Source organism: Micromonospora sp. WMMA1949 (assembly GCF_027460145.1).
Lineage (GTDB): Bacteria > Actinomycetota > Actinomycetes > Mycobacteriales > Micromonosporaceae > Micromonospora.
The window spans coordinates 680,672-695,226 of the sequence record NZ_JAPZBG010000001.1 but is presented as its reverse complement, the minus strand read 5'-3'; the positions used below and the strand labels follow the sequence as shown (position 1 = coordinate 695,226).

At 72.6% G+C, this 14,555-nt stretch carries 10 protein-coding genes; 3 read left to right on the top strand and 7 right to left on the bottom strand.

Annotated features, from left to right (window positions below; translation table 11 throughout):
• Positions 1-80: 80 nt before the first annotated feature.
• Positions 81-4,478, bottom strand: coding sequence for a S8 family serine peptidase (locus tag O7607_RS02980; protein ID WP_269700822.1), 4,398 nt, complete (start codon positions 4,476-4,478; stop codon positions 81-83).
• Positions 4,479-4,735: 257 nt separating this feature from the next.
• Between O7607_RS02980 and O7607_RS02975 the strand changes: the two genes are divergently transcribed.
• Together O7607_RS02975 and O7607_RS02970 are read left to right on the top strand one after the other, a co-directional pair.
• Positions 4,736-5,308: a winged helix-turn-helix domain-containing protein gene (locus O7607_RS02975; RefSeq protein ID WP_269700821.1), complete on the top strand. Its 573-nt coding sequence runs from the start codon at positions 4,736-4,738 to the stop codon at positions 5,306-5,308.
• Positions 5,309-5,556: 248 nt separating this feature from the next.
• A complete protein-coding gene (locus O7607_RS02970; RefSeq protein ID WP_269700819.1) occupies positions 5,557-8,787 on the top strand; it encodes an Ig-like domain-containing protein in 3,231 nt (1,076 codons plus the stop codon).
• 67 nt (positions 8,788-8,854) lie between these two features.
• Here the strand turns inward: O7607_RS02970 and O7607_RS02965 are convergent, their stop codons facing one another.
• From O7607_RS02965 to O7607_RS02955, 3 genes are all read right to left on the bottom strand, one after another.
• Positions 8,855-9,901: a zinc-dependent alcohol dehydrogenase family protein gene (locus tag O7607_RS02965; RefSeq protein ID WP_269700817.1), complete on the bottom strand. Its 1,047-nt coding sequence runs from the start codon at positions 9,899-9,901 to the stop codon at positions 8,855-8,857.
• Between the two features lie 503 nt (positions 9,902-10,404).
• Positions 10,405-11,124 (bottom strand): hypothetical protein, encoded by a 720-nt coding sequence (locus O7607_RS02960; RefSeq protein WP_269706878.1) that lies wholly within the window; start codon positions 11,122-11,124, stop codon positions 10,405-10,407.
• A 5-nt stretch (positions 11,125-11,129) separates the two neighbouring features.
• The gene (locus O7607_RS02955; protein ID WP_269700816.1) at positions 11,130-11,648 is read right to left on the bottom strand and encodes a SigE family RNA polymerase sigma factor; all 519 of its coding nucleotides are present in this window, start codon (positions 11,646-11,648) and stop codon (positions 11,130-11,132) included.
• Positions 11,649-11,769: 121 nt separating this feature from the next.
• Between O7607_RS02955 and O7607_RS02950 the strand changes: the two genes are divergently transcribed.
• Positions 11,770-12,564: a DUF3152 domain-containing protein gene (locus O7607_RS02950; RefSeq protein ID WP_269700814.1), complete on the top strand. Its 795-nt coding sequence runs from the start codon at positions 11,770-11,772 to the stop codon at positions 12,562-12,564.
• A gap of 89 nt (positions 12,565-12,653) precedes the next feature.
• On the opposite strand, the gene O7607_RS02945 is transcribed toward O7607_RS02950, so the two are convergent.
• From O7607_RS02945 to O7607_RS02935, 3 genes are read right to left on the bottom strand one after another with little or no spacing between them, the layout of a single operon-like run.
• Positions 12,654-13,481 (bottom strand): DUF72 domain-containing protein, encoded by an 828-nt coding sequence (locus tag O7607_RS02945; RefSeq protein ID WP_269706877.1) that lies wholly within the window; start codon positions 13,479-13,481, stop codon positions 12,654-12,656.
• 29 nt (positions 13,482-13,510) lie between these two features.
• Positions 13,511-14,140 carry a hypothetical protein gene (locus O7607_RS02940; RefSeq protein ID WP_269700812.1) on the bottom strand — a complete coding sequence of 210 codons (630 nt, stop codon included), beginning with the start codon at positions 14,138-14,140 and terminating at the stop codon, positions 13,511-13,513.
• A complete protein-coding gene (locus tag O7607_RS02935; RefSeq protein WP_269700811.1) occupies positions 14,137-14,475 on the bottom strand; it encodes a hypothetical protein in 339 nt (112 codons plus the stop codon). Before O7607_RS02935 ends, O7607_RS02940 begins: the two co-directional genes overlap by 4 nt.
• Positions 14,476-14,555 lie beyond the last annotated feature (80 nt).

Below are 14,555 nucleotides of genomic sequence, written 5' to 3'. Positions count from 1 at the left end.
CTCGCCGGGCTCGCAGATCAACAGGAGTGGGACGGCCCGCCCGGTGTGTGCCGGGCGGGCCGTCCTCGTCGGTGCTGAGGTCAGCAGCGGGTGGGGGAGAGGGTGAAGTCCTCCACCGTCGGCGTACTGCTGTTGATCTTCGTCTGGCGCGTCTGGGGCTTCCAGCCGTCCTTCGCGACGATCAGGGTCAGCGGGTTGTTGCGCCGGTCCATCCAGTAGGCGTACCGGCCCTGGGCGTCGGTGGTGAAGGTGTACGAGTTCGCCCAGGAGTCGACCTGCACTGTCACGCCCGCCAGCGGCGCGGTGGTGCCCTGGCAGCTCGTGCCGGAGACCGTGCCGGACAGCTTGCCCCAGGTGGTCGGCGGCTGCGCGATCATGGTCACCGCCACCGGCTCGACGGTGTACGGAGTGTCCTCCTTGATCGCCACCGACGCGGAGTACGTGCCCGGCTGGTCGACGTTCGCCGTCATCGTGACGGTGACGGTGACCTTCTCACCCGGCGCCAGCGTCACCTTCGACTTGTCGACGGTCAGCCAGCTCACGTCGGCCGCGGCCTCCGAGCACTCGCCGAAGCCGGGCAGGACCTCACTGTCCTTGGTGGCCGTGAAGCTGCCCGACGAACCGCCGATCTTGTAGAACCCGCAGGCCGCGCCGCCGCGGTAGCGGGCGGTGTTGGCGTTGGGCAGGTTGGCCCACGAGTTGGTCGCCGGGTCGAACGCGAAGCCGGCGTTGGTGATGGCGCCGCCCTGCGACCCGCCGACGACCAGGAGCTTGCCGTTCGCCACTGCGTACGAGGAGGCCCAGCTGTCGGCCGGCGCGTCCGGGATGGCGGTCCAGGCGTTCGCGCCCGGGTCGAAGGCATACCCGACCTTCTGCGACGTGGTTCCGTCGTTGCCGCCGGTGCAGTAGACGATGCCGTCGATCCCGCCGCAGGACAGGAACGCCACCGACTTCGGGTACGCCGGCAGCGTCTCCCAGGCGTCGGCGCCCGGGTCGTACCGGACCACCGAGTTGGCCATCGGCGTGCAGCTGGCGGTGGTGCAGCCGCCGATCGCGTACAGCTTGCCGCCCGCGACCGCCTGGCCGGCTGCCGAGCGCGGCGCCGGGTTGTCGGCCTTGCGGGTCCAGGTGTTCGCCGCCGGGTCGTACGAGAAGGTGGCGGCGTCCGGACCGGCGGCGCCCCAGCCGCCGGTGGCGATGATCTTGCCGTCGACCACCCCGACGGTCATGGCGTTGCGCGCGCCGGGCAGGTCGGCGATCCCGGTCCACGTCTGGGCGATCGGGTCGTACCGGTAGTTCTTGGCGCTCGACGCGGTGCCGTCGCCACCGGCGATGGAGTAGACGGAGCCGTCGACGGTGACGACCCGGTTGTCCATCACGTTCGCCGGGTAGCCCGGGATGGTGGTCCACGGGTCCGCCTGGGGTGCGGCGGCGGCGATCGCGTTCGACGACTTGCCAGACGAGCGGGCCGCGAACGAGGTGGCGGCGGTCAGCCGCTGCAGCGGCGCGCCGGTGGAGCCGAGCACCTGCTGCTGGGACAACTGGGAACCGTCGGCCCGCTGCAGCACGAACCCGCCGTCGCGCTCACTGAACTCGGCGGTGACCGGGGCCCCGCCGGTGTTGGTGACGGTGAAGGTCTTGCTGACCTTCCCGCTGGGCATCCGGACCGTGCCGGTGATCGAGGTCGGCTTCACCGACAGCCGGCCGGCGGCGAGCTGGAAGTTGGCCGCGGTGGCCCAGTCCTCCTCGACCGTCACCTGCTTGGTCTGGCTCACGTAGTTGCCGGCGCTGGCGGTGAACGGGTGCGTCCCGGTCAGCGACGAGAACATCCAGTAGAAGCCGTCGGGCAGCTCGGTGTCGTCCGGCGTGGCCACGGTGGTGGCCTTCTCCGCCGGGCGGTCCTTGCTGGTCACCGTGGCGCCGTTGACGTAGCCGTTGTCGTTCTTGTCGCGGACGTGGCCGAGCACCAGGCCGCCGTTCACCGGCTTGCAGACGAGCTTGCTGCCGATGAGCACGTTGTCGACCTGCCACCACCATTCCCAGCTCGCCTCGTAGTAGTGGAAGCGCACCCGCACCTGCGACTGGCCGGCCGCCTGCGGGATCGGCACCTCGGTCACCCGCGGGCCGCGTACGTCGGCCGCCTGCCGCAGCACGTTGCTCCACGTGGTGCCGCCGTCCAGGCTCAGGTCGACGTCCGCCCGGTCGCTGTTGAGCCAGTTGTAGTCCTGGTTGAACCGGATCACCGGCGCGGTGACGCCGGTCAGGTCGACCACCGGGCTGACCAGCGACGTGTCCTGCCGCCCGCCGCTGCCGTAGTTGTCGCTGTCGATGATGGCGAAGTTACCGCTGCCGCCGGTCAGGTTGCCGCGCTCACCGGCGTCGGTGAACTCCCAGATCTGGCCGGTGCCGGCGTTGTCCACCACGGTCCAGCCGTCCGGCACGCCCGTGCCGTCGAACGTCTCGTACTCGCCGTCGGAGCTGGTCGTGTAGCCGGGGGCGGTGGTGCACGCCTCCGGGTTCGCCTGCACCGCGATGTTGGCGACGGCGTTGCCCGTGCCGACGGTGATCTCCTTGGTGGTGGTCAGGTAGCCGGCGTACTGCGGTTCGACAGTGAGCCGGTAGGTGGCCCCGGACGGCAGCGACAGGCTGTAGCGGCCGGTCGCCGGCGTGGTGTAGTCGGAGATCGGCGTGCCCTCGACGCTCACCTTCGCGTACAGCGGCCAGCCGTGCCCGGACCCGTCGGTGACCTGCCCGCTGACCGTCACGCTCGCCACCGCGGTGAGCGCCACGTCGAGCGTGGTCGTCGTGTTCGCGGTGATCGTCGCCGACAGCGTGCGGGTCGCGTACCCGAACGCCGAGACGACCACCTGGTAGTCGCCGGCCGGCAGGAGCGACGAGTACGTCCCGTCCGCGCCGGTGGTCAGCGTGCGGTCCGCCGCGCCGGACACGGTGACGGTGGCCCCGGCGATGCCCGCGCCGGTGGCGGCGTCGCTGACCTTGCCGGCCAGCGTGCCGTTGTCGCCGATCGGGGCGGCGGCGAGCAGCGCGAGCGCGTCCAGGCGGCCCTCGCCGTAGACGTTGTTGTCGTCGGTGGTGCCGCCGCACTGGGTGTCACCCTTGTCGATGGCCGCGTCGTCGAGCAGCGCGCGGGTCGCCGTGACGTCCCCGACCAGGGTGGGCGCCGCCGACCAGAGCAGCGCGATCGCGCCGGCCAGGTGCGGCGCCGCCATCGAGGTGCCGCTGATGCTGGCGTACGAGTCGGTCGGCACGCTGGAGCGTACGTTCACACCCGGCGCCGAGATGTTCGGCTTGATCTCACCGTTCTGCCCGGTGCCCCGGGACGAGAAGCTGGCGATGTTGTTGTTGACGTCGTACGCGCCCGCCGAGTAGTTGCTGGCCAGGCTGCCCGGCGAGCCGCTGGTCTGGCAGGACGGGCCGTTGTTGCCGTTGGACCAGACGCCGAAGATGCCGGACGCGGTCCAGGCGTCGGTGATGTCCTCCATGAACGGCTCGTTCGACGGCGTCCTGGTGCCCCACGAGTTGTTGATGATGTTCGGCCGCTTGCTGACGTCCGGGTTCTGCCCGTTGAGGTCGGTGGGCTCCAGCATCCACTGCCCGGAGGAGACCAGCGCGTCGTCGGACGGGCAGCACCCGTTCGCGGCGATCCACTTGACCTCGGGGGCGACACCGATCTGGTTGGCCCCGTCGGCACCGGCCATGGTGCCCATGGTGTGCGTGCCGTGGCCGTCGGAGTCGCACGGCGCGGTGGCGCACTCGCCGGCGGCGTCGAACCAGTTGTAGTCGTGGTCGAAGGTGCCGTCACCGTTGTTGCCCCGGTACGAGTTCACCAGCGCCGGGTGGTCGAACTGGACGCCGCTGTCGATGCTCGCCACGGTGATCCCGGCGCCCTTGACGCCGTACTGGGACCACACGTCGTCGGCGTTGATGTTGGCGATGCCCCACTCCAGGGCGTTCGCCGTCTTCTCGTCGGTGCCGGGGGTGGTCTCCGGCAGCTTGTACTCCACCGGCGCGTACAGGCCGTCCACCTCGGAGTGGGCGGCGAAGTTCTGCGCCATGGTCAGCGAGCCGTCGGTGACCTTGATGGCGTTCGTCGCCCAGAAGGTCTGGTACTTCGTACCCGAGCGGTCCAGTTCGGCGCGGATCTTCGACTGGCTGTCGGCGGCGGTCTTCTTCAGCGCCGCCGCGACGGCGGCACCGCGCTCGTTCCAGTCCTTGATCGCGGCGGCCTTGCTCAGGTCCGCCTTGGCGCCGAAGTGGATCCAGAAGTCACCCTCGCTCTTGCCCTGGAGCTGGCGGGTGAGTTCGGGACGGATCTTGTCGTCGGCCGACGCGCCCGCGCCGGTCTCGGCCTGTGCCGCCGTGCCGGTCACGGCCAGCGTGGTGGCGGCGAGCACCAGGGCCGCGCCCGCGCTCACCAGCCGCCGGGCCGGGCCCCATCTGTGTGGACGTCTCAGCATCGGTGCTGCCTCCTGTTCCGATGACCCGCTGATGATCGAGCCATGGCAGAAGGGCCAGGAGACGAACTCCCGACTGCGACACCGGTGTGAAAAGAACCCCCCAGGCCCCCTAGGCGCCGTGCGGGTCTGCGCCGGACGCCTGAGTGGACACTATGATCGACAGTAAGGAACGATCAATGACCGTACGTGAGCAACATGTCACCAACAGGCCCCCGGAATGGGCGGCCTGTTGACAGTTTTAGTCACGGTGGGGCGCGGTGACGACTGACGGCACGAACGCGGCGGACTCCGGCACCGACCCGTCGGAGCGCCCCTTCTCGCTCGTCATCGGGGTGACGTCGTCGCCGGCCGAGCGGCTGCGGCTGACCGAGTTGCTGGACGGCGTCGCGCCCCTTCTGATGGTCGCCGATCTCGACGAGCTGCGCGAGTTGATCATGACCGATGCGCCCGCCCCGGCCCCCGCGCTGGCGCCGGCCGTCGCGCCGGTCCGGCCCGTACCCCGGGACAAGCCCGCGCCGGACGGCGCGCTGGTGATCGACGCGGCCCGGTCCACCGCCCGGTGGGGCAACCGCGAGACCGCCCTGACCCGGCTGGAGCGCGACCTGCTGACCTGCCTCACCGCCGAGCCGGTACGGGTGTGGAGCTACGCCGACCTGCACCACGCGGTCTGGCACGACGCGCCGACGCACGGCCGGGCCGACGTGCAGTCCCTGGTGAAGCGGCTGCGCCGAAAGCTCGACGAGCTGGGCACCGGCGTCACCATCGCGGCGGTACGCGGCGTCGGCCTGCGGCTGACCGACCACCGCCACCCCCGGGTGCGGGGCGACTGACTCTGGGTCCGCTGCGGACGATCGGCGTCGCGTGCCGACGCCGCGCACGGCCGGACGGTGACAGCAGGTGACCCGATCGGTGGAGGCGTCCTACCGGTGTGGCCGGAATTGATGGCGACCGGTCGATTACCGGTGCGGCACGTATCGCGAGAGGTCTTTGCCTCCTACGGTGGCGTCCGGCACGCGGACGGAGGGGAATCGGGAATCACCCGAGGGGGCCGTCCCGGCGGACAGGGAGAGTTGTCTCGATGCGAGTTTGGCTTCGCGCGGTGGCGGTCGTCGCCGCCGGCGCGGTCGTGGTGGCGGGAGTGCCGGCGCTCGCCGCCACCGTCACCGTGCGAGACGCCGGCGTGGCCGGCCGTACCGGCGCCCAGGCGACGGGGAGCAACGCCGCGCTCGGCGCCGCGCGTACCACCGCGACCCGTGCGCTGGTCACCCCGGGGGACACCCGGCTGATGCCGACCACGCCCCGCACCGACACGCCGCGGATCACCAACGGCGAGATCACCGACATCGAGGTGATCGGCAACCGCGTCTTCATCGCCGGCACGTTCACGTCGATCGCGAACGTCGGCGGGTCCGCGATCACGCAGCGGTCCCTGGCGTCGTACAACCTGGACACCGGCAAGGTGGACACCGGGTTCAAGCCGGTCATCGACGGCGCGGTCGCCGCGGTGGAGGCGTCGCCGGACGGCTCGTCGCTCTACATCGCCGGCGCGTTCAACACGATCAACGGGGTCACCAAGCGCAAGATCGCCCGGCTGAACCCGACCACCGGCGCGCCGATCGCCGCGTTCACCGCCACCGCCAACGCGCGGGCCACCGCGCTCGCGGTCAGCGGCAACGCCGTCTACGTCGGCGGCCAGTTCGCCACCGTCAACGGGGTCAGCCGCAGCGGCCTGGCCGCGCTCAACCCCACCACCGGCGCCGTCGACACCGGCTTCAACCTGCCGCTGACCGGCGGCATCGGCGTCGGCGGCATGCTCACCGTGCAGCAGCTCAAGCTCACCCACGACCGCAGCAAGCTGCTGGTCGTGCACACCGGCCGCCAGATCGCCGGTCAGGACCGCTACGGCGTGGCGCTCATCGGTACGGCCAGCAAGGCGCTGCTGCCCTGGCGTACCAGGCTGTGGGAGGACAACCTCTCCTTCGTCGGCGGCATCCAGCGGGTCTTCGCCGGTGACATCGCCCCGGACGACTCGTACTTCGTGGTCACCAGCGGCTCCGGCGGTGACCGTCCGCCGATCAACGACACCGCCATCGCGTACTCGCTGACCGGAAACGACCACGTCGAGCCGCTCTGGATCTCCCGGCACTTCGACAGCATCTACTCGGTGGCGATCACCGACACCGCCGTCTACGTCGGCGGTCACTTCAGCTGGCAGGAGTCGCCCACGTCGAACGTGCCGTGGCCCGGCCTGGACAACGTCGGCTACGGCACCGGCCAGGGACTCAGCGGCTACGGCCTCGGCGACCAGGTGGTCCGCCGCGACCACCTCGGCGCGCTGGACCCGCTCACCGGCACCGCCCTGGAGTGGAACCCCGGCTCCAACTCGTACGAGGGCGAGAAGGCGATGCTCGCCACCTCGCGCGGCCTGCTCGTCGGCGGTGACGGCAACGTCAAGGGCGGCAAGACGACCGGCCGGGTGGCCTTCTTCGACCTCTCCAAGGAGCCCGCGCCGGCGGCGCTGGACACCACGATCACCACGCCGATCGAGGGCGCGGTGAAGCCGGCGGGCGAGTCGTTCACCATCAGCGGTCAGGCGCTCGCCCCGGCCGGAGTGGCCCGGGTCCAGCTGGAGATCCAGGACCGCAACAGCGGCAAGTACCTCCAGGCCGACATGACCACCTGGGGCGCGTTCAAGGCGATCAACACGACGGTCGCCGCGCCGAACGCCACCTCCACCACGTGGAGCCTGCCGGTGACGCTGCCGGCCGGGGTCTACCAGTTGCAGGCCAAGACGTTCGACCGCAACGGCGCCGGCGACACCACCAAGGCGGTCAAGAAGATCGAGGCGTTCCGCTTCGACGACCTGCCGCCGACGACCCGGATCAGCTCGCCGGCGGCCGGCCTGGTCGCCACGCAGACGTTCGTGGCCTCCGGCACCGCCACCGACGACAAGGGCGTCAACTCGCTGATCTACTCGTTCCGCACGCCGGACAACAGGTACCTGCAGGACGACGGCACCGTCGCCGCGGTCTACAACACCTTCCGCGGCGAGCCGGACGTGATCGGCGCGACGTCCGCCACCTGGCAGTACGAGGTCACGCTGCCGATCGAGGGGCAGTGGAAGATGACCGCCACCGCCGTCGACACGACCGGGCAGAGCGACCTGCGCGGCGACACCCGCGACTGGACCGTCTCCGCCAACGGCGTACCGCCGACCGTGGCGATCACCTCGCCGGTGGCGATGACCCCGCCGGGCAACCCGGCGCCGCTCACCGTCGCGCCCGGCGGCACGATCACGTTCGCCGGTACGGCGCGCGACGACGACGCCCTGAAGTCGGTCGAGATCTATCTGCGCAACAACACCACCCGCGAGGCGCTCGCCAGCGACGGTACGTGGGGCGCCGACTCGGTCGCCGGCTACCACCGGATTTCGCCGACCAACCTCGACGCCGCGACGTTCGACTGGTCGTTCACCACGGTGCCGCTCACCCCGGGCGTCTACGACTTCCGGGTACGGGCGACCGACAAGCTCGGCCTGACCACGTCCAGCACCAACATGGGCCGGCTCACCGTCACCGCCCAGGTGCCGGGCGACGCCTTCCCCAACGGGCTGCTCAGCTTCACCGGCACCAACCAGGACATCGACCAGCTGCACCTGGACCTGGCCGGCACCGCCACCGACGACAAGGGTGTGCGGGCGGTCCGGATCGCGCTGCGCGACCTGGACACCGGCCGGTACGTGCAGCCCAACGGCACCATGGCCGCCGCGTTCGCCACCGTCGACGCGACGCTCGCCTCGCCCGGCGCGACCAGCACCGGGTTCACGCTCTCGATCGACCTGCCCACCCGGGGCACCTACAGCGTCGAGGCGTGGGCCGTGGACACCTCGGGTCAGCAGGACAACTCGACCAGCGGCGCGACCGCCCGTTACCTGGTCTACCCGGGTGACACCGACCCGACGCTGGAGCCGAGCATCACTCCGGTCGAGGGCCAGGCGTACACCGGCGGCCGGATCGTGATCACCGGCCGGGCCGTGGACGACGGCGGCATGCAGAAGGTCGAGGTGCAGATCGGCAACAGCGCCGGGCAGGGCATGAACTCCGCCGGCACGTTCGGCCGGGCGGGCGCGCCGAGCAACTGGCCGTGGATCGCCACGTTCCTCACCAGCCCGGGCTCGCCGGGGTCGAACTTCGCGTACACGTCGCCGGTGATCCCGGCCGGCACGTACACGGTGACGATCCGCGGCATGGACAACCGGGGGCAGTACCAGCAGCCGCCCCGTACCGTCACGGTGACCGTCACCGACTGACGATCGCGCGGCCTCGCGGGCCGGTCCGCGCCGGGTCTCCCGGCGCCGGGCCGGCCCGCGCCCGTTCTCAGGGCTCGATCAGGCACATCCCGGCGACTGCCGGCCGGTCCATGGTGGCCAGCGCATCCGGCGCGGCGGCCAGGTCGACGGTGCGGGTGACCAGCTCGCCCGGGCGCAGCACCCCGGCGGTGACCAGCCGCAGCATCTCCGGGTACGCGTGCGCCGCCATGCCGTGGCTGCCGCGCAGCTCCAGCTCGTACGCGATCACCAGGTCCATCGGCAGCGCCGGGCGGCCCTGCGCGGCGGGCAGCAGCCCGACCTGCACGTGCCGGCCGCGCCGGCGCAGGCCCTCGATCGACGCCACGCAGGTGGCGTGACTGCCTAGCGCGTCGAGGGAGAGGTGGGCGCCCCCGCCGGTGGCCTCCCGGATCGCGGCGGCCACCTCGCCGGGACCGCCGAGCGCGCTCGCGTCCAGGCAGACGGTGGCGCCGCTGCGGCGGGCCAGCTCCAGCGCGGCGGGGGAGACGTCCACGGCCACCACCCGCGCGCCGCTCGCCGCCGCGACCATGACCGCGGACAGGCCGACACCGCCGCAGCCGTGCACGGCGACCCAATCGCCCGCCGCCACCCGGCCCTGCGCGACGACAGCCCGGAACGCGGTGGCGAACCGGCAGCCGAGCGCGGCGGCGGCCGCCTCGTCCAGCTCGTCCGGCAGCCGGACCAGGTTCACGTCGGCGTGCCGTACCGCGACCAGCTCGGCGAACGAGCCCCATCCGGTGAAGCCCGGCTGGGTCTGCCGCTCGCAGACCTGCTGGTCGCCGGCCAGGCAGGACGGGCACCGCCCGCACGCGCAGACGAACGGCGCGGTCACCCGGTCGCCGGGCCGCCAGCCGCGGACGTCCGCGCCGGCCGCCACGACGACACCGGCGAACTCGTGCCCCGGTACGTGGGGCAGGCGGATGTCCGGGTCGTGCCCCTGCCAGCCGTGCCAGTCGCTGCGGCACAGGCCGGTCGCACCGACCCGGACGACCACCCCGTCCGGCGCCGGCGTCGGATCGTCCACGTCGCGAATCTCCGGCCGCACCCCGAACCGCTCGAACACCACAGCACGCATGCCCCCGATCCTCACACCCCCACCCCGCGTCTCCTTCCACCCCCCACCCGCCCGCTCCCCGCTCCCCGCTCCCGCGATCTTGCACTTGCGGCCCTGTCGATGTCCTGAATGCCCCATCTGACCGGGCAGAAAGTGCAAGATCACCGCGAGCGGGGGGCAGGGGCTGCCGGTCGCCACCTCACCTGTCCATCCCAGGCGCGTCGGGTCCGAGATGGGTGGTCCGTATCCCGGGAGCAGCGTAGATCTTGGTACGAAAGTGCCCTCATTGGGGCCGTTTCGTACCAAGATCTGCTGGCGGCTCGGGCCGTTGGGACGGGGGCGGGTGCGCGGGGCGGCCCGGGCGGCGAATCACGGAGTCTGGGGCGGGCTCGGCTCTCACGCCACGCCCTCCTGACCCCGGTGATCAAGGAATTTGTGTCCTCACCGGGGCGGTGTCAGTCCGCAAATTCCTTGATCACCGGGGGAGAGGGGGAGGGGGAGGGGAGGGGGGAGGCAAGGGTGGGCTAGAGGCGGCGGCCCTTGGAGTCCTGGGCGGTGATGCCGTCCAGCGGGGTTCCCGGGGTGAGGGTTTCCGGGTCGAACCAGAAGATCACCACCTGGGGGTCCTCGCTCCAGCGGGCCAGCTTCGCGTCGACCTGCCGGCCGTCGACTGTCCCGACGATGCGGGCGGCCGGGCCGACGAAGTAGCCGAACGTGGGGATGGACGTGTCGGTGGGCACTCGCTGCTGGTCGTACCCGATCTCGTGGAACCCCGCCCGGCGGTCGCTGCCGGACACGTCGTTGACCAGGAAGTCGGAGGTCAGGCGGCCGTCCGGCGCGCGCCGCCCGGCGACCAGGCCGATCGTCACGCGCGGCAGTTCCGGCACGTCGACCGGGACCACGAAGAACACGCGCTCGTCGGCGCCGTACCGGATGCCGCTTCCCACGACGGTCCCGAGCGGTTGCGGCGGCGCCTCGGTCGGGGCCGGCGAGGCGGTCGGCGAGGGCGGGGGAGTGGCGGCGGACGCGGTGGCGACCGGCTCCCCGGCCGGGAGGTCCGGCGGGCCGGGCCGCGACGCCACGGCGGTGACCCCGACCGCCACCGCGACGGTCGCCACCGCCGCCGCGACCCCGGTGCCGATCCGCCGGCGGCGGCGCAGCCGGCGGCCCCGGCGCATGATGTCCGCGATGTCCAGGCCGTCGGCCCGCTCGGTCACCCGCATCACGCGGCGCAGCTCGTCCATCTCGGTCACCGGCACGTCTCCTGCGGTCGCGGTGCGGACAAACCGGCGGTACGCAGTTTCTCCAGCGCCCGCGACGAGGTGCTCTTGACGGTGCCGACCGACACGTCGAGTTCGTGGGCCACCTGAGCCTCCGGTAGGTCGAAGTAGTGCCGTAGCACGACGACGGCGCGTTCGCGCGCGGTGAGCGTGCCGAGCGCGGTGACCAGCCACCGCCGCGTCGCCACCTCCTCCGCCATGTCGCCGCCGTGGCGCTCCGGCAGGTCGTCGCTCGGGTACTCGCGGATCGGCCGCCGCCAGGTGTCGACGAGGTGGTTCACCAGCACCGAGCGGGCGTAGCCGTACGGGTCGCCGTTGCGGATCCGGGACCAGGACGCGTACGTGCGCACCAGCGCGGTCTGGGCGGCGTCCTCGGCGTGGTGGTGGTTGCCGGTCATGAGGAAGGCGGCGTGCGTCAGCCGCGCGGAGGACGCCCGCGCGAACTCGACGAACTCCGCGTCACCCCGGGCCATGCCGGTCCTCTGCACCTCTCACCCCGGTAGGGACGTGCGGGACGCGGAAAAGGTTGAGTCCCCGCCGGACCAACTTTCGCGACGGATCACCCGTCCTCATCCCCGTGCCCCCGACCGGGCACCGAGGGGAGACGAGATGACCAGGACCGTGGACCGGACACGCGGCGGCGCGGCGGTGATCGCGCTGGCGGTGGCGCTGGCCGGCTGCACACCGGCGGTGGCCGACCAGCCCGCTGTCGCGCTGTCCGAGCCGGCCGCGCCGTCCGCTGCCGCGCCGGCCGCGTCGGCGGCGGCGCCCGTCCGGCCCCGGCCGGCGCGGATCGGCTATCCCGCCGACGGCGGCAACCGGTGGCGGTTCGCCGCCGCCGAGCCGGCCACCACAGGGGGTACGGGCAAGCTGCTGCGCTACCGGGTGGCGGTGGAGCGCGACATCACGGGTCTGCCGGCGGCCGACTTCGGGGCGCAGGTCACCGGCATCCTCGCCGGCCCGGGTGGCTGGACGACCGACGGACGGATCGCCCTGCGCCGCGTCGGCGCCCGTGAGCCCGCCGACTTCACCGTCTACCTCGCGACCCCCGGTACGCGCGACGACCTGTGCGGGGACGGCCTGGACCGGTACACGTCCTGCCGTAACGGGGGCCGGGTGGTGGTGAACGTGGCCCGCTGGGTGCTCGGCGCGCCCGCGTACGGGAGCGACCTCGCCGCGTACCGCCGATACGTGGTCAACCACGAGGTCGGCCACCGTCTCGGTCACGGGCACGAGCGCTGCCCGGGGCGGGGCCGCCCGGCGCCGGTGATGCAGCAGCAGACACTCGGCCTGCACGGCTGCACCCCGAACCCGCTGCCGTTCCTGCGCGGCGAGCGGTACACAGGCCCGTCCGGCGTGTACGACGACCGCCTGCCCCCGCCCGAGGGCGGCCGGCCGGGCTGAGGTCCGGCGCGGGTCCGCGTGGCCGGGCTGCGCGGACCGTCCGGCCGGGCGCGCGTGTGCCCGGCCGCGTCGGCGATCCCATCCGGCGCTCAGAACAGCGTGGCCGGGCCGACCGGCTCCGGTTCCGGCAGCGGCGCGAGCCCGGGCACCCGCTCGCGGACCTGGTCGTGAAAGCGGCGGGCCAGCTCGGGCGCGTCCGCGTTGTCCGGTGTGTGCACGAACACGGTCGGCGAGCGGCCCTCCCGCAGCCAGCCGGTGACCACGTCGAGCCACGGCTGCCAGCCCTCGACGGTGCGGGCCGGGTCGTCCCGGCCGAGGTAGCGCACGATCGGCCGGTCGGTCAGCGCCCGGGTACGCAGCGGGAGACGTGGTTTGCGCGTCCACGCCTCCCGCTCCGCGTCGCTGGTCGGCGGCGTCCGGAAGAACGCGGTGGTGTCGAACGGGATCCACTCGGCGCCGGCCCGGTGCAGCGTCGCCTCCAGCGCGCGTACCGCACCGGCCTCGGTGAAGAAGGCCGGGTGGCGGACCTCGACGGCGTACCTGTAGGTGGCGGGCAGCGTGCGCAGGAACCGGTCGAGGTCGGGCACGTCGTCGGGGCCGAACGAGCCGGGCAACTGGATCCAGAGCGCGTCCGCCCGGGGGCCGAGCGGCTCCATGGCGTGCAGGAACGCCCGCAGCTCCGCCTCGCCGCCGGTGAGCCGGCGCTCGTGCGTGACCACCTTCGGCAGCTTCGGCAGGAAGCGGAAGCCTGGATCGGTCTGCGCGGCCCAGGACGCCACCGTCTGGCGGGCCGGGGTGGCGTAGAACGTGGTGTTGCCCTCCACGGCGTCGCACCACGCGGCGTACGCGCGCAGCCGCTCGTGCGCGGGCAGCGGATGCGGCAGGAAGCGGCCGGACCAGGACTTGTGCGTCCACATGGCACAGCCCACGTGCAGGCGCATCCCGGTCACCGGTAGGGCCAGCTCGTCGAGCCGCCGCGCAGCGCCGCCTCCCGGTTCCACTTCCGGGTGAAGTACAGCGCGAGGCAGCCGAACCCGGCGAACACCGGCGCGAGCAGCATGAGCAGCAGGCCGGCGCCGAGCCGGAAACGGTCGCTCTGCAGGCCCTTCGCCGACGTCAGGGTGAACGCCTCCACGCCGTCACCGGTGCAGCTCACGAAGTCGGTTTCCATCCAGGTGATGCCCTCGGTGGCCAGCACCGGAGTGAACAACCGCGGGTCACCGCGGTCGGTCATCACCGACGCTGTCCCCTCGGGCCGGGCCCCGGTCAGCTCCCTGCTGCGCTGCTCGCCGCTGGTGTAGACGCGGCTCTTCGCGGTGCACCGGACGGTGGCGGGGTCCACGTCGGCCGGCGACGCGAGGATGAGGATGTTGCCGGGGCGTACGCCGGTGTCCCGCACCTTGATCTCGGCGCCGGGTGCGAACTCGGCGGCGGCGGAGAAGGTCGACGCGGCCGCGAACGGACCCGTCTGGGTCAGCAACGCGAGGCCGAGGAACCCGGCCAGCAGGAACCCACCGCCGCCGACGAAGATCCACATGGCGACCACGGCGCGGAAGCGCTGCACGAGCGGGCTCACCGGACGCGGTCCATGTCACAGGCGCCCTCGGTGACCTGCCCGGGGTCGGCGGAGTACACGCTGCGCTTGGCGTCCGGCACAGACAGCTGCACGCAGAGCGCCGACGCGTCGTTGTTGGTGACGAACGTGACGACGCCGATGCCGTCGTAGTCCCCGACCGACAGGTCGCTCACGCCCCGGGGGAACTGCCCGGTCTCCTGCTTGACGGACACGGCCTCGCGCATGGCGTCGCGGAGGTAGGTCTCGGGATCGGTCCCGGCGTCCCCGCCGCAGGCGGCGAGGGCGAGCGTCAGTGTCGCCAGCGCCGTCACCGGACCGGTCCTTCTCCGTCGCATCCGTCCTCCTCGCGCAGTACGTCGGCGGGCCGGGCCGCCCGGTCGCCGCGCCCACGGTAGCCGGGGCGGTCACGGACCGC